Annotated in this window: 21 protein-coding genes; 10 read left to right on the forward strand and 11 right to left on the reverse strand. The window is 66.4% G+C overall.

What is annotated here, in order from left to right; genetic code table 11:
- Nucleotides 1-149: 149 nt before the first annotated feature.
- From HSX14_RS18700 to HSX14_RS18710, 3 genes are all read left to right on the forward strand, one after another.
- Complete coding sequence (locus tag HSX14_RS18700; protein ID WP_173178239.1) at nucleotides 150-1,478, forward strand: flavin-containing monooxygenase; 1,329 nt, start codon at nucleotides 150-152, stop codon at nucleotides 1,476-1,478.
- A 1-nt stretch (nucleotide 1,479) separates the two neighbouring features.
- Nucleotides 1,480-2,214, forward strand: coding sequence for a sulfite exporter TauE/SafE family protein (locus HSX14_RS18705; protein ID WP_173178240.1), 735 nt, complete (start codon nucleotides 1,480-1,482; stop codon nucleotides 2,212-2,214).
- A 68-nt stretch (nucleotides 2,215-2,282) separates the two neighbouring features.
- Nucleotides 2,283-3,644 carry a class II 3-deoxy-7-phosphoheptulonate synthase gene (locus HSX14_RS18710; protein ID WP_111260378.1) on the forward strand — a complete coding sequence of 454 codons (1,362 nt, stop codon included), beginning with the start codon at nucleotides 2,283-2,285 and terminating at the stop codon, nucleotides 3,642-3,644.
- 60 nt (nucleotides 3,645-3,704) lie between these two features.
- Here the strand turns inward: HSX14_RS18710 and HSX14_RS18715 are convergent, their stop codons facing one another.
- The 3 genes from HSX14_RS18715 to HSX14_RS18725 all read right to left on the reverse strand — a co-directional run bounded on the left by HSX14_RS18715 (nucleotide 3,705) and on the right by HSX14_RS18725 (nucleotide 6,112).
- Entirely contained in the window at nucleotides 3,705-4,313 is a 609-nt protein-coding gene (locus HSX14_RS18715) for an FMN-dependent NADH-azoreductase (RefSeq protein ID WP_173178241.1), read from the reverse strand.
- A gap of 126 nt (nucleotides 4,314-4,439) precedes the next feature.
- Nucleotides 4,440-5,447 (reverse strand): alpha/beta hydrolase family protein, encoded by a 1,008-nt coding sequence (locus HSX14_RS18720; RefSeq protein ID WP_173178313.1) that lies wholly within the window; start codon nucleotides 5,445-5,447, stop codon nucleotides 4,440-4,442.
- 158 nt (nucleotides 5,448-5,605) lie between these two features.
- Entirely contained in the window at nucleotides 5,606-6,112 is a 507-nt protein-coding gene (locus HSX14_RS18725; RefSeq protein ID WP_173178242.1) for a DUF1993 domain-containing protein, read from the reverse strand.
- Between the two features lie 173 nt (nucleotides 6,113-6,285).
- Here HSX14_RS18725 and HSX14_RS18730 point away from each other — a divergent pair, with 173 nt between their 5' ends.
- The 6 genes from HSX14_RS18730 (at nucleotide 6,286) to HSX14_RS18755 (ending at nucleotide 11,532) form a co-directional block, all read left to right on the forward strand.
- The gene (locus tag HSX14_RS18730) at nucleotides 6,286-7,194 is read left to right on the forward strand and encodes a LysR substrate-binding domain-containing protein (RefSeq protein ID WP_173178243.1); all 909 of its coding nucleotides are present in this window, start codon (nucleotides 6,286-6,288) and stop codon (nucleotides 7,192-7,194) included.
- A gap of 87 nt (nucleotides 7,195-7,281) precedes the next feature.
- Nucleotides 7,282-8,481, forward strand: coding sequence for an MFS transporter (locus HSX14_RS18735; RefSeq protein WP_173178244.1), 1,200 nt, complete (start codon nucleotides 7,282-7,284; stop codon nucleotides 8,479-8,481).
- Nucleotides 8,482-8,491: 10 nt separating this feature from the next.
- On the forward strand, nucleotides 8,492-8,839 hold the full coding sequence (locus tag HSX14_RS18740) for an MmcQ/YjbR family DNA-binding protein (protein ID WP_173178245.1): 348 nt from the start codon (nucleotides 8,492-8,494) through the stop codon (nucleotides 8,837-8,839).
- An 84-nt stretch (nucleotides 8,840-8,923) separates the two neighbouring features.
- A complete protein-coding gene (locus tag HSX14_RS18745) occupies nucleotides 8,924-9,232 on the forward strand; it encodes a DUF2834 domain-containing protein (protein WP_111260384.1) in 309 nt (102 codons plus the stop codon).
- A gap of 3 nt (nucleotides 9,233-9,235) precedes the next feature.
- Nucleotides 9,236-9,814 carry a putative glycolipid-binding domain-containing protein gene (locus HSX14_RS18750; protein ID WP_173178246.1) on the forward strand — a complete coding sequence of 193 codons (579 nt, stop codon included), beginning with the start codon at nucleotides 9,236-9,238 and terminating at the stop codon, nucleotides 9,812-9,814.
- A gap of 152 nt (nucleotides 9,815-9,966) precedes the next feature.
- Nucleotides 9,967-11,532, forward strand: a complete 1,566-nt coding sequence (locus HSX14_RS18755; RefSeq protein WP_173178247.1) for a methyl-accepting chemotaxis protein — start codon at nucleotides 9,967-9,969, stop codon at nucleotides 11,530-11,532.
- A 54-nt stretch (nucleotides 11,533-11,586) separates the two neighbouring features.
- Here HSX14_RS18755 and HSX14_RS18760 read toward each other — a convergent pair whose 3' ends face one another.
- The 7 genes from HSX14_RS18760 to kynB all read right to left on the reverse strand — a co-directional run bounded on the left by HSX14_RS18760 (nucleotide 11,587) and on the right by kynB (nucleotide 19,824).
- Entirely contained in the window at nucleotides 11,587-12,582 is a 996-nt protein-coding gene (locus HSX14_RS18760; protein WP_173178248.1) for a virulence RhuM family protein/type II toxin-antitoxin system death-on-curing family toxin, read from the reverse strand.
- A 391-nt stretch (nucleotides 12,583-12,973) separates the two neighbouring features.
- Complete coding sequence (gene alr, locus HSX14_RS18765; protein ID WP_228723461.1) at nucleotides 12,974-14,227, reverse strand: alanine racemase; 1,254 nt, start codon at nucleotides 14,225-14,227, stop codon at nucleotides 12,974-12,976.
- Between the two features lie 40 nt (nucleotides 14,228-14,267).
- A complete protein-coding gene (locus tag HSX14_RS18770; protein ID WP_197970199.1) occupies nucleotides 14,268-15,110 on the reverse strand; it encodes an SDR family NAD(P)-dependent oxidoreductase in 843 nt (280 codons plus the stop codon).
- A complete protein-coding gene (locus tag HSX14_RS18775) occupies nucleotides 15,107-16,513 on the reverse strand; it encodes an amino acid permease (RefSeq protein ID WP_173178249.1) in 1,407 nt (468 codons plus the stop codon). Before HSX14_RS18775 ends, HSX14_RS18770 begins: the two co-directional genes overlap by 4 nt.
- Nucleotides 16,514-16,547: 34 nt before the next feature.
- Nucleotides 16,548-17,855 carry an OprD family porin gene (locus tag HSX14_RS18780; protein ID WP_373874720.1) on the reverse strand — a complete coding sequence of 436 codons (1,308 nt, stop codon included), beginning with the start codon at nucleotides 17,853-17,855 and terminating at the stop codon, nucleotides 16,548-16,550.
- Between the two features lie 68 nt (nucleotides 17,856-17,923).
- Complete coding sequence (gene kynU, locus HSX14_RS18785) at nucleotides 17,924-19,174, reverse strand: kynureninase (RefSeq protein WP_173178251.1); 1,251 nt, start codon at nucleotides 19,172-19,174, stop codon at nucleotides 17,924-17,926.
- An 8-nt stretch (nucleotides 19,175-19,182) separates the two neighbouring features.
- The gene (gene kynB / locus HSX14_RS18790; protein ID WP_173178252.1) at nucleotides 19,183-19,824 is read right to left on the reverse strand and encodes an arylformamidase; all 642 of its coding nucleotides are present in this window, start codon (nucleotides 19,822-19,824) and stop codon (nucleotides 19,183-19,185) included.
- A gap of 130 nt (nucleotides 19,825-19,954) precedes the next feature.
- On the opposite strand from kynB, the gene HSX14_RS18795 reads away from it, so the two are divergent.
- Entirely contained in the window at nucleotides 19,955-20,431 is a 477-nt protein-coding gene (locus HSX14_RS18795) for an Lrp/AsnC family transcriptional regulator (protein ID WP_173178253.1), read from the forward strand.
- A 7-nt stretch (nucleotides 20,432-20,438) separates the two neighbouring features.
- Here HSX14_RS18795 and HSX14_RS18800 read toward each other — a convergent pair whose 3' ends face one another.
- Nucleotides 20,439-21,056, reverse strand: coding sequence for an alpha/beta family hydrolase (locus tag HSX14_RS18800; protein WP_173178254.1), 618 nt, complete (start codon nucleotides 21,054-21,056; stop codon nucleotides 20,439-20,441).
- Nucleotides 21,057-21,094 lie beyond the last annotated feature (38 nt).

Below are 21,094 nucleotides of genomic sequence, written 5' to 3' on the forward strand. Positions count from 1 at the left end.
ATTTCGCACCAGGAGCGCGCCACAAAGGCGCCGTTTGCCATTGAAGCGAGGTGCCCTCACCTCGCCATAATCCGGGCATGCCGCAGGCCCAGCCAGGCGCTGCCCGAAAAAACCCGAGAAGAATAACAGCCAAGAGGTGCATCCCACTCATGTACGCCATCATCGGCGCCGGCCCCATGGGCCTTTGCGCGGCCCGCCAGTTGCAGAAGCATGGAATCCCCTTCGTCGGCTTCGAATTGCATGAAGATGTGGGCGGTCTCTGGGACATCGACAACCCCCACAGCACCATGTACGAGTCCGCGCACCTGATCTCCTCCAAGCGCACCACCGAGTTCAGCGAATTCCCGATGGCCGACGACGTGGCGCCCTACCCGCACCACAGCGAGATGCGCCGCTACTTCCGCGACTACGCCGAGCATTTCGGCCTGCGCGAGCACTACCAGTTCGGCACCCGCGTCCAATCGCTGGAGCGCCAGGACAAGGGCTGGAGGCTCACCAGCGAGCGCAACGGCGAACGCCGCGAATGGCAGGTGGATGGCGTGCTCATCGCCAGCGGCACCCTGCATGCGCCCAACCAGCCGGAACTGCCCGGCTGCTTCGACGGCGAGCTGCTGCATTCGGCCGACTACCGCTCCCCGGCGCTGTTCGAGGGCAAGCGCGTGCTGGTGATCGGCTGCGGCAACTCGGCCTGCGACATCGCCGTCGACGCCGTGCACCGCGCCCGCTCGGTCGATATCTCGGTACGCCGTGGCTACTACTTCCTGCCCAAGTTCCTCCTCGGCCGCCCCATCGACACCTTCGGCGGCGCGGTGAAGCTGCCACGCCCGCTCAAGCAACGCATCGACGGCGCCCTGATCCGCGCCCTCATCGGCAAGCCTTCCGACTACGGCCTGCCCGACCCGGACTACCGCCTCTACGAATCCCACCCGGTGGTGAACTCCCTGGTGCTGCACCACCTCGGCCACGGCGACATCAAGGCGCGGCCCGACCTGGCCAGCGTCGAAGGCCGCCAGGTGGCGTTCCGCGACGGCAGCCGGGCGGACTACGACCTCATCCTCCAGGCCACGGGCTACAAGCTGGACTACCCCTTCATCGCCCGCGAGGAACTGAACTGGCCCGAGCGCGCCGGGGCCCCGCAGCTGTACCTGAACATCTTCCATCCGCAGTACGACGACCTGTTCATGATGGGCATGGTGGAAGCGTCGGGCCTCGGCTGGCAGGGCCGCGCCGAGCAGGCCGAGCTGGTGGCGCTGTTCATCCGCCAGTGCCGGGCCGGCAGCGCCTCGGCCGAAGGCTTCCGTCGCCTCAAGGCCGAGCGCGCCGGGCAGCGCCTGGATGGCGGCTACGCCTACCTGGAACTGGAGCGCATGGCCTACTACGTGCACAAGGACAGCTACCGCAGCAGCGTGAAACGGCATATCGACGAGCTGCGCCGCGACCTGCGCGAACAGCCCGCCGACGCCCCTGCGCTGGCCTGAGGTGGGCGACGATGCCTGGCTGTGGCTGGGCCTGTTCATCCTCTTCGCCTATGGCCTGGAAGCCGTCACCGGCTTCGGCAGCACGGTGGTCGCCCTGTCCCTCGGCGCCCTGCTGCTGCCGATCGACCGGTTGCTGCCGGTGCTGGTGCCGCTGAACCTGCTGATGAGCGGCTACCTGGCCTGGCGCTACCGGCACCTGGCGGACTGGCCGCTGCTGCTGGGCGGCATCCTGCCGGCCATGCTCGTCGGCACCCTGCTCGGCTACGCCCTGCTGCCCTGGCTCGATGGCGACGCGCTGAAGCGGGGCTTCGGCGTGCTGATCCTCTGGTTCGCCCTGCGCGAACTGTGGCGGCAGAGGCGCGAACGCCCCCGGGGCCGCACGCCCCTCTGGATGACCCGCCTGCAGATCGGCGCCGGCGGCCTCTGCCACGGCCTGTTCGCCTCGGGTGGCCCGTTGCTGGTCTACGCGCTGGCCGCGACGCCCCTGGGCAAGGCGCGCCTGCGGGCCACGCTCGCCTGTGTCTGGCTCGCCCTCAACGGCCTGCTCAGCCTGGCCTTCCTGGTGGACGGCCGACTGGTTCCCGCCCTGCCCCACCTGGCGCTCTACCTGCCGCTGCTGGCCATCGGCGTGGTGGCGGGCGAGTGGCTGCACCACCGCGTGGCCGAACGGTACTTCCGCACCGCCATCCACCTGCTGCTGTGCCTCTGCGGCGCACTGCTCGCCTGGCGTGCCTGAAGCGCTGGCAGCGCGGGGCCTTTCGGTTACCATGCGCCATCCGCCACACAGCCCTGATCGAGACCCTGATGAGCAACTTGTCGTCCAGCGCAGACTGGAGCCCGGAAAGCTGGAGAACCAAGCCGATCCTGCAACAGCCGACCTACCCGGACGCCGCGCGCCTGGCCCAGGTCGAGCAGACCCTGGCCAGCTACCCGCCCCTGGTGTTCGCCGGCGAGGCACGCGAGCTGCGCCGCCAGTTCAGCGAAGTCACCGAAGGCCGCGCCTTCCTCCTCCAGGGAGGCGATTGTGCGGAGAGCTTCGCCGAGTTCTCCGCCGCCAAGATCCGCGACACCTTCAAGGTGCTGCTGCAGATGGCCATCGTCATGACCTTCGCCGCCGGTTGCCCGGTGGTGAAGGTGGGGCGCATGGCCGGCCAGTTCGCCAAGCCGCGCTCGGCCGATGACGAGACCATCGGCGGCGTCACCCTGCCCGCCTACCGGGGCGACATCGTCAACGGCATCGGCTTCGACGCCGCCAGCCGCGCGCCGGACCCGGAGCGCCTGCTGCAGGCCTACCACCAGTCCACCGCCAGCCTCAACCTGCTGCGCGCCTTCGCCCAGGGCGGCTTCGCCGATGTGCACCAGGTGCACCAGTGGAACCTCGACTTCATCGCCAACTCGGCGCTGACGGAGAAGTACAGCCAGCTCGCCGACCGCATCGACGAGACCCTCGCCTTCATGCGCGCTTGCGGCCTGGACAGCGCCCCGCAGCTGCGCGAGGCGAGCTTCTTCACCGCCCACGAAGCGCTGCTGCTGAACTACGAGCAGGCCTTCGTGCGCCGCGACAGCCTCACCGGCGGCTGGTACGACTGCTCCGCCCACATGCTCTGGATCGGCGACCGCACCCGCCAGCTGGACGGTGCCCATGTCGAGTTCCTGCGCGGCGTCGGCAACCCCATCGGCGTCAAGGTGGGGCCGAGCATGCCGAGCGAAGACCTGATCCGCCTGATCGACATCCTCAACCCGGACAACGACCCGGGCCGCCTCAACCTCATCGTGCGCATGGGCGCCGAGAAGGTCGGCGAGCACCTGCCGCGGCTGATCCGCACCGTGCAGGCCGAGGGTCGCAAGGTGCTGTGGAGCTCGGACCCGATGCACGGCAACACCATCAAGGCCTCCAGCGGCTACAAGACCCGCGACTTCGCCATCATCCTTTCCGAGGTGAAGCAGTTCTTCCAGGTGCACCAGGCCGAGGGCAGCCATGCCGGTGGCATCCATATCGAGATGACCGGGCAGAACGTCACCGAGTGCATCGGCGGCGCCCGCCCGATCACCGAGGACGGCCTCTCCGACCGCTACCACACCCACTGCGACCCGCGCCTGAACGCGGACCAGTCGCTGGAGCTGGCCTTCCTCATCGCCGAGACGCTGAAACAGGTCCGCCGCTGACGACGCCACCCCGGAAACGACGAAGCCCCGCAATCGCGGGGCTTCGTGCTTTCAGCGGGCTCAGGCGGCGGCGAAGAGTTCGCCGATGCGCTGCTGGGCACCCTTGATCGCATTGCTGCGCGGGTCTTCGCCGTAGGCCAGGCCTTCGGCACGGACGATCTCGATGTCGGTGATGCCGAGGAAGTTCAGCACCTGCACCAGGTAGGCCTCATGAGCCTGGCCGCTGGGCTGGCCGGCGTGGATGCCACCGGCGGTGGAGACGATCACCACCTTCTTGCCACCGGCGAGGCCCTTGGGGCCGTTCTCGTCGTAGGCGAAGGTCTTGCCGGCGACGGCGATGCGGTCGATCCAGGCCTTGAGCTGGGTCGGCACGGTGAAGTTGTACATCGGGGCACCGATGACGATGGCGTCGGCGGCGAGGAACTCCTCGAGGGTTTCCTCGGCCAGCTTCACTTCGGCCTTCTGCGCGGCGTCGCGCAGTTCCGCCGGGGTGCCGCCAGCCACCAGGCTGGCAGCGGAAAGGTGGGCGTAGGCATCGGTGGCGAGGTCACGGTAGCTGAGCTGGACGCCGGCATTGGCGGCCTGCCAGGCCTGCACCACGGCGCGGCTCAGTTGGCGGGAGGCGGAGGCGTCGCCGAGGATGCTGGAATCGAGGTGCAGAAGTTTCATGGGTATCCCCTGATCTGGCGATCACCGGATGTGATCGAAGTGGGGAGAATCCTATCCACGAAGCGAAAGCCTTATTAGTCGGCAAAAATGCGATGCACCGTCCCATCCATGAGACGAAACGGCAGATCAGCGCGATGAGGTCTGCAGGTCGCTCAGGGTCTGGGTGAAGAAGCGCACCGCCTCGGCGTTCAGCTCGCGGTGGATGGCGACCCGGTCGACACCCTCGGCGTCCTGGCACAGCTGCGGCAGCATGGCGTCCATCTCGGCCGAGCACGGCGCCATGAACACGAAGTGCCCGGCTCCCGGCAGCAGGCGGAAATCCGGGGGATTGGGCAACCTGCGCTGCAGGGCCCCGGCGTTCTGCTCCAGCTGCAGGGTGCGATCGTCGTCGCCGGAATAGAGCAGCACCGGCACCTGTACCGGCTCCAGTTCCTTGCGGCCGAACATCAGGCCCAGCGGCGCCATCAGCATCAGCGCGCTGACACGTGAATCGGCGATGGCTTCCAGGTCATCGCGGTCGGAGATCAGTTCGCCGGCATGCCCGCAGGCGTCGCCGTCTTCGGGCCACTGCCGGCAGTAGGCGCGCAGGCGCTCGGGCTCGGGCTGCGCGCCGGCGAGGATCAGCGCCGTCTCGCCACCGGCCGAGTAGCCGATCACCCCGACCCGCTCGGTATCCAGGCTGCCGGCCAGCATCGCGTCCTGCTCGGCGGCGTCGATGGCGGCGGTCAGCTGCAGCGGGCGGCCGTAGAGGTTGCTCAGGGTGCCGCTGCGGCTCTGGTCCTTGTAGTTGTCACCGGTGTGCAGCACCGCCAGCACCACGAACCCGCGTCGCGCCAGTGCGGTGGCCAGGTCATGGTGGGCCAGGGGCGAGCCGCCGTTGCCGTGCGACAGCAGCACCAGCGGGAAATGGCCGCCTGCGATGGGGGCGTCCAGGCCGGCGTCGACCTGGTAGAGGCCGAGCTCGGTACGCGTGGGCTCGCCCGCCGCCGGATAGAAGGCGACCGCGCTCATCTCGCGCTGCTCGTCCACCGGGTCGGTGAGGACCAGGCGATGCACGCCGACCGCCTGTGCGCCGAATGCGGGGAGCGCCACCAGCAGCGACGCCAGGGCCAGTACTGCAGAAAGACGAACCAACATGGTGCTCACCTTCCGTTCCAGGTTCAGGAATCGGGCGTGCCTGCCATCAATTGCGCCTTGCTTCGTTCCTTGAGCCGGCAACGCCGACGGACCACTCCGCCGGCGCTACTCGCGCTGCATGGATCGCGCCACAGGAGCGTGACGCGGGGCAGCCGTCAGATGCCGCCGAGGAAATCCATCTTGCCGATCTTCACGCCGTTGTGACGCAGGATGTTGTAGGCGGTGGTGAGGTGGAAATAGAAATTCGGCAGGGAGAAATTGAGCAGGAAGTCCTGGCCGGTAAAGCTGACCTCGTTGCCACGCATCTTCAACACCACGGTGCGCGCCGCACTGCCCTCCACTTGCTCCGGGCGGATCTCTCGGATAAAGCCCAGGGTGCGCGCGATGCGCTCCTGCAATTCCGGGAAGCTCGCCTCGGTATCGGCGAAGGACGGCACTTCCAGTTCCGCCAGGCGGGCCGCGCAGCCTTTCACGGAGTCGGTGGCGATCTGCACCTGGCGCGCCAGTGGGAACATGTCCGGCGCCAGGCGCGCGGAGATGAATACCCCCGGGTCGATGCCCTGCGCCTCGGCATGGGCCGCAGCCTTGTCGAGGATGACGGAGAGATTGCCGAGCATGCGGGTGAAGACCGGGATGGAAGCCTCGTACATGGACAAGGACATGAGTGCTGACTCCGTTTGGCAGGGGGATCGGCCGGGCGAAGTGCCGGCGACGCTCCACGATACACCCGCAGCGGGCGGTGTGTGCAGCAGCACGCGATTGTCCCGCCGCTGAAATCCGTGGCGCGGAATTCCCCGCCGATGCCATAGTTCGTCCCTTCCACAGGACGACCTTCATGCAAGACCTCAACGACCTCTTCTACTTCGCCAAAGTCGTCGAGCACGGCGGCTTCGCCGCGGCCGGACGCCTGCTGGGCATCCCCAAGTCGCGCCTGTCCAGGCGCATCGCCGAGCTGGAAACCCGCCTCGGCGCCCGCCTGCTGCAGCGCACCACGCGCAAGCTGGCGCTGACCGACGTCGGCGAGCGCTACCTGCGCCATTGCCAGGCGATGCTGCTGGAGGCCGAACAGGCCGACGAAGCCGTGGCGTCGCTGACCAGCGAACCGCGCGGGCGCATCCGCGTGTCCTGCCCCACCGAGGTGGCACGCATGCGCCTGCGCCATGTGTTCCCCAGCTTCCTCCAGCGCTACCCGCAGGTGCAGCTGGAAGTGGTGCTGAGCAACCGCCGCATCGACCTGGTCAACGAAGGCGTCGACGTGGCGCTGCGTGTGCGTGAACAGGACGACGAGGACCCTTCGCTGATCTGCCGGCAGCTGAGCCCCGCCCGCGCCATGCTGGTGTGTGCGCCGAGCCTGCTCGAGGGCGTGACCCTGAACGGCCCGGATGACCTGCACCGGTTGCCGGCGCTCGGCGCCCTGGAAACCGACCGCCGCCTGCACTACCTGCTGCGCGACAGCCGGGGCAATCGCCGTGACATCGTCCTGGAAGCACGCCTGAGCATCGAGGACTTCGAGATCCGCAAGCTCGCCGCGCTGCAAGGCCTGGGCATGACCATGCTGCCGCAGATGAACTGCGAGCAGGAGCTGGAGGCCGGCACCCTGGTGCGCCTGCTACCGGGCTGGGAGCTGCCGGGCGGCAACCTGCAGGCGGTCTACACCCACCGGCGCGGCATGCTGCCGGCGGTGCGTGCCTGGATCGAGCACCTGGCCGAGGCGTGCCAGGCGGAGGGGCTGCAACCCATCTGAGCCGTGCGAAGAATAGTTAGCTAGCTTTCATCCGCGCCATGACTGGGTGATGATGGCGCTCTTCCCCAGCCCCTCCGGACACGCCCCATGAGTGCCGCCGAGCAGTCTGCGACCGCCACCACCTTGCAGATCGTCTCCATCGTCTTCTTCACCTTCATCAGCTTTCTCTGCATCGGCCTGCCGCTGGCCGTGCTCCCGGGCTACGTGCACAACGACCTCGGCTACGGCTCGCTGTTGGCGGGCATCGTCATCAGCACCCAGTACGCCTCCACCCTGCTCTCACGCCCCGTGTCCGGCGGCGTGGCCGATCGCCAGGGGCCCAAGCGCGCCGTGCTCTACGGACTCGCCGGCTGCGCGCTGAGCGGCGTGCTGACCCTGGCCTCCACCTCGCTGCAGCAGTTTCCCACCCTGAGCATGGCGCTGCTGCTGGCCGGGCGCGTCGCCCTCGGCGTGGCCCAGGGCCTGGTGGGCACCGGCTCTATCAGTTGGGGCATCGGCCGGGTCGGCGCCGAGAACACGGCCCGGGTGATTTCCTGGAACGGCATCGCCTCCTACGGCGCGGTGGCCCTGGGCGCGCCGCTGGGTGTGCTGATGGTCTCGCGTCTCGGGCTGTGGAGCATGGGCGCGCTGATCACCCTGCTCGGGCTCGGCGCCCTGGCGCTGGCCTGGAACAAGGCCGCCACCCCCATCGTCCAGGGCGTGCGCCTGCCATTTCGCAATGTCTTCATGCGCATCGCCCCCAACGGCACGGCGCTGGCACTGGGCTCCATCGGCTTCGGCACCCTGGCCACCTTCGTCACCCTCTATTACGCCAGCCGTGGCTGGGACGGCGCCGCCTGGTGCCTGACCGCCTTCGGCTGCGCCTTCATCGGTGCGCGGCTGCTGTTCGCCGGCGCCATCAACAGCCGTGGCGGCTACCGGGTGGCCATCGCCTGCCTGGGCATCGAAAGCCTCGGCCTGCTCCTGCTGTGGCTCGCCCCGCAACCCTGGCTGACCCTCTGCGGCGCGGCGCTGACCGGCTTCGGCCTGTCGCTGGTGTACCCGGCACTCGGCGTCGAGGCCATCTCGCGCATTCCCGCCTCCAGCCGCAGCTCGGCCCTGGGTGCCTATGCCGTGTTCTTCGACCTCGCGCTGGGCATCGCCGGGCCGCTGATGGGCGCCATCGCCAGCGGTTTCGGCTTCGGCGCCATCTTCATGGTTGCCGCCGGCATGGCCCTGGCGGGTATGCTGCTCGGCCTCTACCTGCTGCGCGTCGACGAACGTGGCGCGCCGGATCGCCACCCCTGAAGGAACGCCCATGACTGCCGACGAAATAGCCGCTTTCTGCCTGCAACTGCCGGGCGCCCGGGAAGACCTCAAGTGGGGCAGCAACCGGGTGTTCTCGGTGGCCGGCAACAAGATGTTCGCGATCCTCGACTTCCTCGGCGACGGCCTGGCCTTCAAGGTCGATGCCGACCTCTTCCTCGGCCAGGTCGATCGCCCCGGCATCCGCCCGGCGCCCTATCTCGCCCGCGCCCACTGGATCACCCTGGTGATGCCGCCACCGATGGGCGACGAAGAGCTGCGCGCGGCGCTGACCCGCTCTCACCAATTGGTGGTCGCGAAACTGCCGAAGTACAAGCGCGCCGGCCTGCTGCTGGACTGATCCCCCGGCTGCGACAATCGGCCCGCTGCGCAGGCGACGCGGCCGTTCTATCGTCCGCGTTCAACTCATAACAAGGACGTCACCATGCTTGCGCGCCTGTCCGCTCTCCTCGCCCTGGTCGCCTTCGGCGGCTATACCCTCCATGTCATGTCCATCAGCGAACAACCGCTGCTGGAGTTCGGCGCCCAGTTGATGAGCCGCCCGGATACGGCACAGGTGGTGATCGATCTCTACCTCGCCTGCGGCCTGATCGGGATCTGGATGTACCAGGACAACCGCCGCCAGGGACGCGGGCTCCTCTACCTGCTGCCCTTCTACCTGGTGACGGCCGTGTTCGCGTCCATCGGCCCGCTGCTCTACCTGGTGCTGCGCCGACCCACCGCCAAGGAGTGAAGGATGAAGGCCACCGCACTGTGGCAGCACATCTGGAACGACCAGGCCCCGGCCAGGGGGCTCGAACAGCTACGCCTGGACGGAAGACAGGCGGACGCCTCGATGCTGGCCTTCGATGAAGGGGGCGAGCCCTATCGCCTGGTATATCGGATGGATTTCGACGAGCGCTGGCGACCCAGGCGCTGCCACATCCGCGTCGAAGGCGGGTTCGGCGTGCGCGAGCTGCACCTGCGCCGCAATCCCCGCAACGAATGGCGCGACGGGCCAGGCAATCGCCTGCGAACGCTGGACGGCTGCCAGGACCTCGACCTCTGGCCGACGCCGTTCACCAACAGCCCGGCCGCCTGGCGTCTCGGCCTGGCGCACGATCAGCGCGAGGAGATCGCCGTCGTCTTCATCGAGGCGCCCACGCTCGAAGTGCGCGTGATGCATCAGGCCTACACCCGCCTGGACGCACGCCACCTGCTGTACCAGAACCTCGACGGCAGCGGTTTCCATGCAGTGCTCAGGCTGTCCGCCGACGGCCTGGTGGAGGACTACCCCGGGCTGTTCCAACGCCTGCACCGAGCGCCTCCCTGCTGAGGCCGTTGCCACCGCGAAGGCTCTAGGGCGCCATTCGCGGGAAAAATTCCCGATCATGAACTGTAAAGACTTAGATACACTTCACAGAAATTTTCGGCTCAACTTTGGTGCGTGCAGGCCGATACCCGCTCTAAGCCTTGCGGAAGAACAACATGAGAAACAATCAGCCAGTCACTCAACGCGAACGTACTTTCCCCGCCCAGCAACGCCTGATCTCGACCACGGACAGCAAGGGTGTGATCACCTATTGCAACGAAGCCTTCACCGATATCAGCGGCTACAGCCGTGACGAGCTGATCCGCTCGCCGCACAACCTGGTGCGCCACCCGGACGTCCCGCCCGCCGTCTTCGCCCACATGTGGACCACCCTGAAGAAGGGCCGCCCGTGGATGGGCATCGTCAAGAACCGCTGCAAGAACGGTGATCACTACTGGGTCAATGCCTACGTGACGCCGATCTTCGAAGGCAGCCAGGTCGTCGGCTACGAGTCGGTGCGGGTCAAGCCCACCGCCGAGCAGATCCGCCGCGCCGAGGCGCTGTACCAGCGCATCAACACCGGCAAGTCGGCCATTCCCGGGCGCGACCGCTGGTTGCCCGTGGTGCAGGACTGGTTGCCCTTCATCCTCATCAGCCAGATCGGCTTCATGATCGGCGCCTGGCTCAACTCGCACTGGGGCTTCCTTCTCGCCGCGCTGCTTTCCGTGCCCCTGGGCCTCACCGGGCTGGCCTGGCAGAACCGCGGCATCAAGCGCCTGCTGCACCTGGCCGAACAGACCACGTCCGACCCGCTGATCGCGCAGATGTACACCGACAGCCGCGGCGCCCAGGCACGCCTGGAGATGTCCATCCTCAGCCAGGAGGCGCGCCTGAAAACCTGCCTGACCCGCCTGCAGGACACCGCCGAGCACCTCACCGAGCAAGCCAGGGAAGCCGACGCGCTGGCCCACAACAGCTCCGAGGGGCTGGAACGCCAACGCGTTGAGACCGAGCAGGTCGCCACCGCGGTGAACCAGATGGCCTCGACCACCCAGGAAGTGGCCAGCAACGTGCAACGCACCGCCGATGCGACCCAGGAAGCCAACCGCCTCACCGGCCAGGGCCGCAGCATCACCGCCGAGACCCGCGAGGCCATCCAGCGCCTGTCGCGAGCGGTGGGCGAGACCGGCGAGACCGTCACCCGCCTGGCCCAGGACAGCAACGAGATCGGCGGGGTGGTCGACGTGATCAAGGGCATCGCCGACCAGACCAACCTGCTGGCACTGAACGCCGCCATCGAAGCGGCGCGTGCCGGTGAGATGGGCCGCGGCTTCGCCGTGGTCGCCGACGAGGTGCGCCAGCTGGCGCAGCGCACGGCCGAATCCACCGGGCAGATCCACCAGCTCATCGCGCAGTTGCAGAAGACCGCCGAGGAGGCCGTGCGCACCATGGAGGCCGGTCGCCGCCAGGCCGACGAAGGCGTGGAGCGCGTTCTGCAAGCCGACCAGGCCCTGGTGGGCATCAGCGAGGCGGTGGCCAACATCACCCAGATGACCGACCAGATCGCCGCCGCCACGGAGGAGCAGAGCGCCGTGGCCGAGCAGATCAACCAGAGCATCAGCAGCATCGCCCAGCTCGCCGACCAGACCTCCGGGGAGGCCCAGCGCACCGTGCTGCTCAGCGAAGAGCTGACCACCACTGCGCAAGGCCAGTACTCGCTGGTCGACCGCTTCAACCGCTGAGTCAGCGGGCATGAAAAAGGGCGCCAGGGGCGCCCTTTTCCTTTGCCTGCCGGTTCACCCCATGATCAGGTTCATCACCAGGTGGACCATCAGCTCCTTCTGTCGCGGATCGCTCTGGGCCACCAACAGGGCGATGGCCGCGAGGGCGTTGTCGTTGATCTTCAGTTCGCCATCCGTCTTCAGGTGATGTCGGTTTCGCCTCAGGAACCAGATGAACAGAAAGGCTCCGATGCGCTTGTTGCCATCGGTGAAGGGGTGGTTCTTGATCACCATGTACAGCAGGTTGGCCGCCTGTTCCTCGATGCTCGGGTAAAGGAACTGCCCGCCTAAGGACTGCACGATATTGCCCAGCAGCCCCTCGAAGCTGTCGTCCTTCGGTTGGCCGAACAGCTCGCTGGCCTCCCCCCTGTGCATCAGGTCGGCCTTCAGCGCGGCGATGCACTCGGCGGCCTCGCCCGGCTCGATCACATAGCGGATGTCCTCGGTGAAACCATCGCGGGCAAGGCGTTCGCCGTCGAACTGGTTGAGCAGCACGAAGGTACGCGCATAGCCGGCGATGACGCTCACCAAACCACGCGCCTCGGTCAGGCTGGCCCGATCAACCAGGCCGTCACGGAACAGCGTCAGGGTCTTCTGCAACTGCCCGATACGCGCCTGCTGCGCCTCCAGCCTTCGCCGGTTGAGGCTGTAGCCCTGGAGCAGGTGCTCCTTGAGCACGCCGTTGGCCCAGATGCGGAAACGCGTGCCCTGGGCCGACTTGACGCGATAGCCGACCGAGATGATGACGTCGAGGCTGTAGTGCGACGTGTCATAGAACTTGCCGTCCGCGGCAGTTATCCGGAAATCCCGGATAGCTGCCGACTCGCTCAGCTCCCCCTCACGGAAGATATTGCGGATGTGCTCGCTTATGGTTCGTACGTTCTTGTCGAACAGCTCCGCCATCTGCCGCTGGGTCAGCCAGACGGTCTCCCCCTCCATGCGTACCTCGGTAACGCTTTCCCCTTCCCGCTGGTAGATCAGAATCGGCAGGGATTCCTGCAAGGCATTCATGTCGTCGCCCTTCCTTGTGGTGATGGACTCCGCAGTCTGCTTGCACCCTGCCGGGTGAGTGGCTCGCCGGCCTGTCAGGAACGTCCCTGTTCTGGCGTCCTGGCTCCGACGCCACTCAGCTGGGCACGAAGGCCGTGATGACATGAATGGCCAGCATCAGACCCAGGCCCAGCAACGTGCCATAGAGGAAGCCCTCATGCGGGTGGCCAACGGTGCGTCGCCCAGGCGCTAGCGCAGGAACATCAACTACCGAGAAATTGTCGCCGTTATCCTGGCGTGACTTAGCGTAAAGGAACGCCCAACCGGCAGTTACAGACTTCGGCAGCCGTAATTGCAACCGGGGCGCCAATGGCGCCCCGGTTGGCTATTCGACACGCTTAACAGGTCAGGATCAGTCGGAATCCTGCTCGACCGACGCAACGGGTATTTTCGGGTTGGTCTGACTCCAGGGCGTGTACATGTCGACCATGATTTCCTTAATAACCTCCTCCAACTCCGCCTGGGTCACTTCGGCCCTCCCCTGCCGCCCATAGAGCACGACTTCGTCATTGGCACTCACATCTGGGATGTCCGTGACGTCCACCATAAAGGTATTCATGGATACCCCGCCGACTATAGGAGCACGCTGGCCCCGGATCAGCACATGACCACGGTTGCCGAAGGCTCGCCGGTAGCCGTCGGAGTAACCTACCGGGACGTTCGCCAGTCGCGAGGCTCGCTTCAGAATGTGGCTGTGGCCATATCCCACGCCACTTCCCGCAGGATATTCATTCACTGCCGCAAGTCGACTCTTAAAGCTCATGAGCTTGCCGAATTGCCCATAGGACGAGTCGCCGTAGAGAATCCGACCGGGCCGCACCATGTCCAGATGAGCCTCGGGTAATTCCATGGTCAGCAATGAGTTGGCCGCATGCAGCAGAATCTCCGATCGATCCATTCCAGCACGGCGGATCAGCGCTTGCGCGTCGGCCTGGAACGCCGCCAGGCCCTTGCGGATTGCCGTCAGGTCTTCTAGGGCGAAGTGGGTCATGATCCCCACCGGTTTGAGCCCTTGCCCATGCAGCGCAAGGATATCCAGGGCGCGCAGCTTGCCCTCCTCATCGGAAACCTCAAGCCCGTTGCGGTTCATTTCGCCCGAATTGAGCGCCAGATGGAATGGCACTTCGCGGCCCGCCTGGCGGGCCGCTTCCGCCAGTTGCGCGGCGGTTTCCGGATTACCCAGGAGCTCTTCGACATGCAGTTCCATGGCTGCTCGCATTTCGCCAAGGGGAGCCGCCCGGAGACGCATGATACGTCCACGGAAGCCACCCTCACGGGCGATTCGTGCTTCTTCATTGCTGCCGACGCCGATACAGGGAATGGCCTGCTTGATCACCGCCGGAAGTAGCAACGAGATCCCATGGCCATACGCGTCCGCCTTCATGGTCACGCACATCTGGGTATCTTTGCTCAGGCGTGCCTGGAGAGTCAGGAGGTTCTTCTCGAACTGCACCACGTCGATCTCTAGCCACGCGTTGGACCACTGGCTCGCATCGACAGCTCGAGACTGGTCCAGCTCGGAATGCAGGACCGGCGCACCTTGGGCGGCAAGGCTGACAGCCATGGCCAACAGGCTCGAAAGGAACAGACTTCTTGTCATTGTCATGGTCGACTCCTTGTGTTTCTCGAATCGTCAAACGACGGATTCAGATAGATGGCTCCTGAAGCCCGGGGCGAACACCCAATCCCATGGAGGCGTCGATTACTGCGCCATGCAGTGGCCGCGAGTGGTCCGACGCCAGGAAGAGGATGAGGTGGGCGATCTCAACCGGCTCGATGAGCCGTCCTTTGGGCAGCCCTGCGATATAACGCCGCCGGGCGTCCTCACTCATGGCGGACAAGGTGCTGGCAAAGAACATCGGCGTTGCCGTCGCCCCTGGGCACAAGGCAAACACGTCCACCTTTCCCCGGACCTGTTCAGCGGCCAGTTGGCGCGTCAGGAACGCCACAGCCGCCTTGCTCATGCCATCGGCCAGGCGAAATCCCGGAAACACCTGGATACCCCCGCCCACCGAGCTGATGTTGATCAACTTGAAAGCGCCGTGTTCATTGTCACCCACCGCCTGGGCCAGGAATCCCTGACACACTTTCAAGGCACCATCCGCATTGATCTGCAAAAGGCTGCTGTCCTGGGCCGCTGAGTCCTCGGCGTAGGCGCGTACCGTGGCCGCCCCCACAGCGGCGTTGTTCACAAGAATGTCCAGCATCCCCCAACGTTGACGGGCATCCTCCAGACTGCCGGCGATAGACGAGGCGCAACGCAGATCCAGCGAGTGGGCGGACAACCGGTCCGGAGCTATCCGCACCAGTTCCTCGGCCTGTGCGGGGGACTCGACACCCGCCGCATAGGTGAAAGCGACCTTGGCCCCGTGAGCCAAGAAGGCATCCACCGTCGCTCGCCCTATCCCTCCCAACCCTCCGGTGAGAAACACCCGCCGCCCGCCCAGGCTGGCAGCCAGGTCCATGCGCATGCTGGTGAAAGCGCTCATGCCTCCTGTCCCTCCCGGATCGCTTCAGGGCCTCGACGGAAATACAGCTGATAGGCCAACGCCAGCAGCACAAGGAATGGCACGCCGAATACCAGGGTCATGCGGAACGCCGGCACGAAGGCGGTGGTGACCAGAATGGCCAGCATCAGGACCAGGCCCAGCAGCGTGCCATAGGGGAAGCCCCACATGCGGAAGGCCAACGGTGCGCTGCCCGGGCGCTGGTGATAGCGACGGAAGCGGTAGTGGGTGAGGAAGATCATCATCCAGGCGAAGAGCGCACCAAAGATGGAGATGGCCATCATCAGCATGAAGGACTGCTCCGGGAACACCAGGTTGACCAGGGTCGCCAGGGCGATGCCGGTGCAGGAGAGCGCCAGGGCATTGAGCGGCACTCCGGCCTCGCTCAGCCGCCCCATCGCCTTGGGCGCGTGGCCGGCGCGGGACAGGCTGAACATCATCCGCGTGGTGGTGTAGAGCTGGCTGTTCATCGCCGAGAGTGCCGCCACCAGGATCACGAAGTTGATCAAGCCCGTGGCCCCCGGAATCCCCACCTGCGCCATGACGCTGACGAAGGGGCTCCGGGCACCCTGCCCCGACTGGTCCCAGGGCACCATGGCGAGGATCAGCGCGAGGGTGAGCAGGTAGAACACCACCAGCCGCACCATGGTGACCTTGAAGGCCTTCTTCACCGCCAGTTCGGGCTGTTCCGCCTCGCCGGCAGCCACGGCGATCATCTCGATGCTGAGGTAGCTGAAGATGGCGATGATCACCGCGATCCATACCCCCGAAAGACCGTTGGGCATGAAGCCACCGTGCTCGACGTAGTGATGGAAGCCGTACTCCGGGTTCTGTCCTCCGAATACCAGCCAGGCACCCAGCAGGATGAAGGCGAGGATGGCGCTGATCTTGATGGCGGAGAACCAGTACTCGAAATGCCCGAACGCCTTGACGCTGATGGCATTGGTGAAGATCAGCACCGAGGAGAACAGCAGGATCCACACCCACCCGGCCACGTCGGGGAACCAGTGCTTCATGTACAGGGCGATGGCGGTGACCTCGGTCCCCACCGCCAGGACGATGGCCGCCCAGTAGGCGTAGCGCACCAGGAACCCGGCCAGCGGGCTGATGTAGAACTCGGCGTAGGCGCCGAAGGAGCCGGAGGTGGGATGGGCCACGGTCATCTCCGCCAGGCAGCCCATGAGCAGCAGGGCGATCAAGGCGCCGAGGGCATAGCTGACGAGCACCCCGGGGCCGGCGAAACCGATGGCGAAGCTGCTCCCCATGAACAGCCCGGTGCCGATGGCGCCCCCGATGGCGATCATGCTCATCTGCGCCGAAGTGAGCTGGCGCTTGAGCCCCTGCTCGCGAGCCGCGATGGCGGCGAATCCAGTCTTGGTGGTCATTTCGTGCCTCGTCCTTATTGTCGTTGTGCAGGCGTCAGAGAAGTTGCAGCGGGTATTCGATGATCACCCGCAGTTCGTTGTTGTCCGCGGTATCGGCACGGGCCACCTGCTCGGTTGAGCGGATGCTGGCCTGGCGCAGGCGCACGGACAGGTCCTTGGCCGAGCCGGACTGCACGACGTAGCGCAGCTCGATGTCCCGCTCCCAGCGTTTGCCGGCCTCGCCGTAGCGCTGGTAGGAGCCCGGCCCCCTGTGATGGCTGTCGTCGATGTGGTCACCGCGGATGTAGCGGGTCATGAAGCCAAGGCCGGGTACGCCGAAGGGGGCCAGGTCGAGGTCGTAGCGCAACTGCCAGGAGCGCTCGTTCGGGGCGTTGAAGTCGAGCACCTGCACCGAGTTGGCGAGGTAGATCGATGTGCCGGGCTGGCGATCGAAGCCCAGGTAGTCGAATGGCTCATCGCCTCGTACCCGCTGATGCGCCAGGGTCAGGGCGTGGGCGCCCTGGCTGTAGCGTGCGGAAGCGGACCAGGCGGTGGTGTCGATCTCACCCGCCAGTCGCCGACCCTGGTCACGGGTGCGATAGAGGTTGAAACCGAACGTCAGGGCACGCGCTTCATCCAGCCCGATACGGTGGTTGGCTCCCAGGTAGTGCTGGCGCCATACGTCCTCGAACCGCGAGGTGTAGGCGGACAGCCCGGTACCTTCCGCCGGTGTCCAGTCGAAGCCGGCGTAGTCGACCCGACGCGTCTCCACCTGGGCGAACAGGGCCTTAAGTGCGCCGTCGCCATTGGTGGAGTTGCCATCGTTGCCTGCGGTGAAATGACCGGCTTCCAGCAACAGGTCGTCGCGTTCGCGACTGGCCAGCGAAAAGCCGATGGCCATCGGCGTGAACAGCCGGGCGTTGCCGGTGCCGAACACGGGGTTCATCGGCGCCTGGCTGCCGTACTTCAGCTCGCTGCGCGAGATACGCAGCTTCAACGCCGCGCCGGCCTCCGTGTAGTCGTCTTCGGGCCGCCCGGCCGAGTCGACGGGCAGCAGGTCGGTGCCGGTACGGGCGCGATTGCTGTCGAGCTTGAGCCCGAGGCTGGCGTACGCATCGACACCGACGCCCACCGTTCCCCGGGTATAGCCGGAGCTGTAGTCCAGCAGCATGCCGTGGGCCCACTCCTCCCGGTAGTTCTGCCCACCGGGGTTGTTGAGCATGTTGCGGTGGAAGTAGAAGTTGCGCTGGGTCAGCACCAGCCGGCTACCCTCGAGGAAGCCTTCGGCCGGCTCCCCGGCCATCGCCTGGGGGCTGAGGGAAGCGCAGAGCAAGGCACACGCCATCGGAAAACGGGACTTCATCATCATCGACCTCTTCTTGTGGTTATGGGCTTGAGGCTGGGCGCCCTTCCCGGAGCGCCCGGGCCGGGTCAGGTCACCTGCTTGCGGGCCATGAAGCGCTCCGCGCGCCAGGCATCGCTGTCGAGCACCTCACCGAGCGCCTCGGCGGCATCCCAGACATCGGTGAAACCGGTGTAGAGCGGGGTGAAGCCGAAGCGCATGATCCGCGGCTCGCGGTAGTCGCCGATGACGCCACGGTCGATGAGCGCCTGGATCACGGCGTAGCCCTCGGGATGCTCGAAGCTCACGTGGCTGCCGCGGCGGGCGTGCTCCAGCGGCGTCACCAGGGTCAGCGGGTGCTCGCCACAACGGGCACGGACGCGCTCGATGAAGAGGTCGGTCAGTGCCAGGGACTTCTCCCGCAGGGCCTGCATGTCGGTCTTCTCGAAGGCCTCCAGGCCGCACTCCACCATGGCAAGGGAGGTGATCGGCTGGGTGCCGCAGAGGTAGCGGCCGATCCCCGGGGCGGGCTCGTAGCGGGCCTCCATGCCGAACTGGCGGGCATGGCCCCACCAGCCCGTGAGCGGCTGCCAGACCAGCTCCCGCAGGTGCGGGGCGACCCAGACGAAGGCCGGCGAGCCCGGGCCGCCGTTGAGGTACTTGTAGGTGCAACCGATGGCGTAGTCGGCGCCGGAACCCTTGAGGTCGACCGGCACCGCGCCGGCCGAATGACAGAGGTCCCAGATGGTCAGCGCACCGCACTCGTGTGCCAGCGCCGTGAGCGCGGCCATGTCGTGGAGGTGGCCGGTCTTGTAGTTCACCTGGGTGATCAGCGCGACAGCGGTGTCGGTGCCGATGGCTGCGGGCAACTCCTCCGGCGCATCCACCAGGCGCAGGCTGTAGCCCTGCTGGAGCATGTCGGCCAGGCCCTCGGCCATGTAGATGTCGGTGGGGAAGTTACTGCGCTCGGTGACGATCACCTTGCGCGACGGGTCGCGCTCGGCCTGCACACGAAGGGCCGCCACCAGCACCTTGAAGAGGTTGATGGATGTGGTGTCGGTGATCACCACTTCGTCCTCGCCCGCGCCGATCAGGCGAGCCAGCCGGTTGCCCAGGCGCTCCGGCAACCCGCGCCAGCCGGCGCTGTTCCAGCTGCCGATCAGGCCTTCGCCCCACTCCTTCTCCACCACGTCACGGGCCCTCTGCAGCGCGGACCTCGGCCGGGCGCCGAGGGAGTTGCCGTCGAGGTAGATCACCCCTTCGGGCAGGACGAATTCCTCACGCAAGGGGCCGAGGGGGTCGCGGGCATCGAGGGCCAGGCAGTCTTCTCTTGTAGTCATGTCGATTCCTAGGCAGGCAGGCGACGCAGCACGGCGCGAACCGGGCTGGCATCGAGATGGGTGAACTTGAGCGGGAGGGCGATCAGCTCGTAGTCGCCCGCATCGACGTCATCGAGCAGCAGGCCTTCGAGGATCGCCATGCGCCAACGGCGAACGGCCTGGTGCGCTTCGAGCGTCTTGCTGTCCTGGGGGTCCAGCGACGGCGTGTCGATGCCCACCAGGCGCACGCCGTGGCGGGCCAGCAATTCGACGGCCAGCGGATCGATGGCCGCGAAGGCCTCGGGCCAGCTGTCGAGGGGCGCTTGCCGCCAGGTGCGGATCAGGACCCGGGGCGGCAACCGGTGAAGGTGCGGTTCCAGTTGCGCAGGCCTTACCAGGCCGCCGGCATCCAGGCAGTGGATGACCCGGCAAGGGCCGAGGTAGGGCGCCAGGTCGACTTTCCCGATCGCCGCACCGGACGCGTCGTAGTGCAACGGTGCATCGGCATGGGCGCCCGTATGGGGCGACAGGGTGATGCGCCCGACATTGACCGGGCAGTGCTCGTCGATGTGCCAGCGGCGCTCTTCCTGGAAGGGCGTATCGCCCGGCCAGGTTGGCGTGCTGGCGTCCAGCGGTGGACTGATGTCCCAGAGGGACTGGCCGTCTTGCATGATCGGGCTCCCGTGAAAGGAGGATGATCATGAGTCAGGGGCCGAAGAATGTTCGTGCTATCTTCGTCTCGAAAGCGGCATTTATTCGAAGATAATTTCGCCAGATGACAATTCACTGAAAGAATATTCAATGACCCTGGATACCACCGATTTGCGCCTCCTCCTCTGCCTGCAGCAGAACGGACGCATCAGCAACCAGGAACTGGCGGAGAAGGTCGCGCTCTCGCCCTCCGCCTGCCTGCGTCGGCTACGCAACCTCGAAGACGGAGGGGTGATCCGCGGCTATCGACCGCTGCTGGATGCCGAGCGCCTGGGAATCGAACTGGACGCCCTGGTGCACATCTCCATGCGCCAGGACGAGGATGGCTGGCACGAGCGCTTCGTGGAGCAGGTGCAGAGCTGGCCCGAGGTGGTGAGCGCCTTCATCGTCACCGGCCACAGCAACTATGTGCTGCGGGTGCAGGCGCGCAACCTGAAACAGTTCTCCGACTTCATCGTCAATCGCCTGAATCGCGCCCGGGGCGTCACCGACATCCGCTCCGAGATCATCCTGCAGCAGATCAAGGATGGCGGCGGCGTGCTCGACCTGCTCGCCGCGCGAAAGTAGCGCGCACTCAACTGGCCAGGAAGGCCGCCACGGCATCCGCCGCGCCGTCCATATGCTGCTCGTGGGTCAGGCCCGATGCCTTGAGCGGCTTGAGGTCATGATCGCCTGCGGCCAGCCAGTGCAGATGGATCGACGGGGATAACGCGTAGCCGGTGACGGCAGGGCGGTCGCCAAGGGCATCGCGCTCGCCCTGGACGACCAGGGTCGGGGTCTTCAGGTCGGCCAGGTGGGCGACCCGGGGCTTCTCCGGTTTACCGGCCGCATAGAAGGGATACCCCAGGCAGACCAGCGCATCCGCACCCAGCTCATCGGCCACCAGGCTGGCCATGCGACCGCCCATGGACTTGCCACCGATGGCCAATCGCCCCGTGACTTGCTGTCGCACCTCGGCATGCACGGCCCGCCAGTGATCGAGCAATTGCCCCTGCGGATTGGGCGGACGCCTGCGCCCGTCGTCGCGCCGTGCCGCCATGTAGGGGAACTCGAAGCGCACCACCGCCACGCCCCGCGTGGCGAGCTTCTGCGCCATTGCCTCCATGAACGCGCTGTCCATCGGCGCCCCGGCACCGTGGGCCAGTATCAGGGTGTTCTTCACAAGGCCTGAAGGCCTGGTCCACAGCAGCATCGGGAAATCTCCGGTGGGCGGCGTCTGTTGATCCAAAT

This window comes from Pseudomonas tohonis, assembly GCF_012767755.2.
GTDB lineage: Bacteria > Pseudomonadota > Gammaproteobacteria > Pseudomonadales > Pseudomonadaceae > Metapseudomonas > Metapseudomonas tohonis.

What these genes read in the sequence shown, in the direction of transcription:
- HSX14_RS18700 (WP_173178239.1), top strand. Translation starts at nt 150, where the DNA reads ATGTACGCCATCATCGGCGCCGGCCCCATGGGCCTTTGCGCGGCCCGC.
- HSX14_RS18710 (WP_111260378.1), top strand. Translation starts at nt 2,283, where the DNA reads ATGAGCAACTTGTCGTCCAGCGCAGACTGGAGCCCGGAAAGCTGGAGA.
- HSX14_RS18715 (WP_173178241.1), bottom strand. Translation starts at nt 4,313, where the DNA reads ATGAAACTTCTGCACCTCGATTCCAGCATCCTCGGCGACGCCTCCGCC.
- HSX14_RS18725 (WP_173178242.1), bottom strand. Translation starts at nt 6,112, where the DNA reads ATGTCCTTGTCCATGTACGAGGCTTCCATCCCGGTCTTCACCCGCATG.
- HSX14_RS18730 (WP_173178243.1), top strand. Translation starts at nt 6,286, where the DNA reads ATGCAAGACCTCAACGACCTCTTCTACTTCGCCAAAGTCGTCGAGCAC.
- HSX14_RS18735 (WP_173178244.1), top strand. Translation starts at nt 7,282, where the DNA reads ATGAGTGCCGCCGAGCAGTCTGCGACCGCCACCACCTTGCAGATCGTC.
- HSX14_RS18740 (WP_173178245.1), top strand. Translation starts at nt 8,492, where the DNA reads ATGACTGCCGACGAAATAGCCGCTTTCTGCCTGCAACTGCCGGGCGCC.
- HSX14_RS18745 (WP_111260384.1), top strand. Translation starts at nt 8,924, where the DNA reads ATGCTTGCGCGCCTGTCCGCTCTCCTCGCCCTGGTCGCCTTCGGCGGC.
- HSX14_RS18750 (WP_173178246.1), top strand. Translation starts at nt 9,236, where the DNA reads ATGAAGGCCACCGCACTGTGGCAGCACATCTGGAACGACCAGGCCCCG.
- HSX14_RS18755 (WP_173178247.1), top strand. Translation starts at nt 9,967, where the DNA reads ATGAGAAACAATCAGCCAGTCACTCAACGCGAACGTACTTTCCCCGCC.
- HSX14_RS18760 (WP_173178248.1), bottom strand. Translation starts at nt 12,582, where the DNA reads ATGAATGCCTTGCAGGAATCCCTGCCGATTCTGATCTACCAGCGGGAA.
- alr (WP_228723461.1), bottom strand. Translation starts at nt 14,227, where the DNA reads ATGACAATGACAAGAAGTCTGTTCCTTTCGAGCCTGTTGGCCATGGCT.
- HSX14_RS18770 (WP_197970199.1), bottom strand. Translation starts at nt 15,110, where the DNA reads ATGAGCGCTTTCACCAGCATGCGCATGGACCTGGCTGCCAGCCTGGGC.
- HSX14_RS18775 (WP_173178249.1), bottom strand. Translation starts at nt 16,513, where the DNA reads ATGACCACCAAGACTGGATTCGCCGCCATCGCGGCTCGCGAGCAGGGG.
- HSX14_RS18780 (WP_373874720.1), bottom strand. Translation starts at nt 17,855, where the DNA reads ATGAAGTCCCGTTTTCCGATGGCGTGTGCCTTGCTCTGCGCTTCCCTC.
- kynU (WP_173178251.1), bottom strand. Translation starts at nt 19,174, where the DNA reads ATGACTACAAGAGAAGACTGCCTGGCCCTCGATGCCCGCGACCCCCTC.
- kynB (WP_173178252.1), bottom strand. Translation starts at nt 19,824, where the DNA reads ATGCAAGACGGCCAGTCCCTCTGGGACATCAGTCCACCGCTGGACGCC.
- HSX14_RS18795 (WP_173178253.1), top strand. Translation starts at nt 19,955, where the DNA reads ATGACCCTGGATACCACCGATTTGCGCCTCCTCCTCTGCCTGCAGCAG.
- HSX14_RS18800 (WP_173178254.1), bottom strand. Translation starts at nt 21,056, where the DNA reads ATGCTGCTGTGGACCAGGCCTTCAGGCCTTGTGAAGAACACCCTGATA.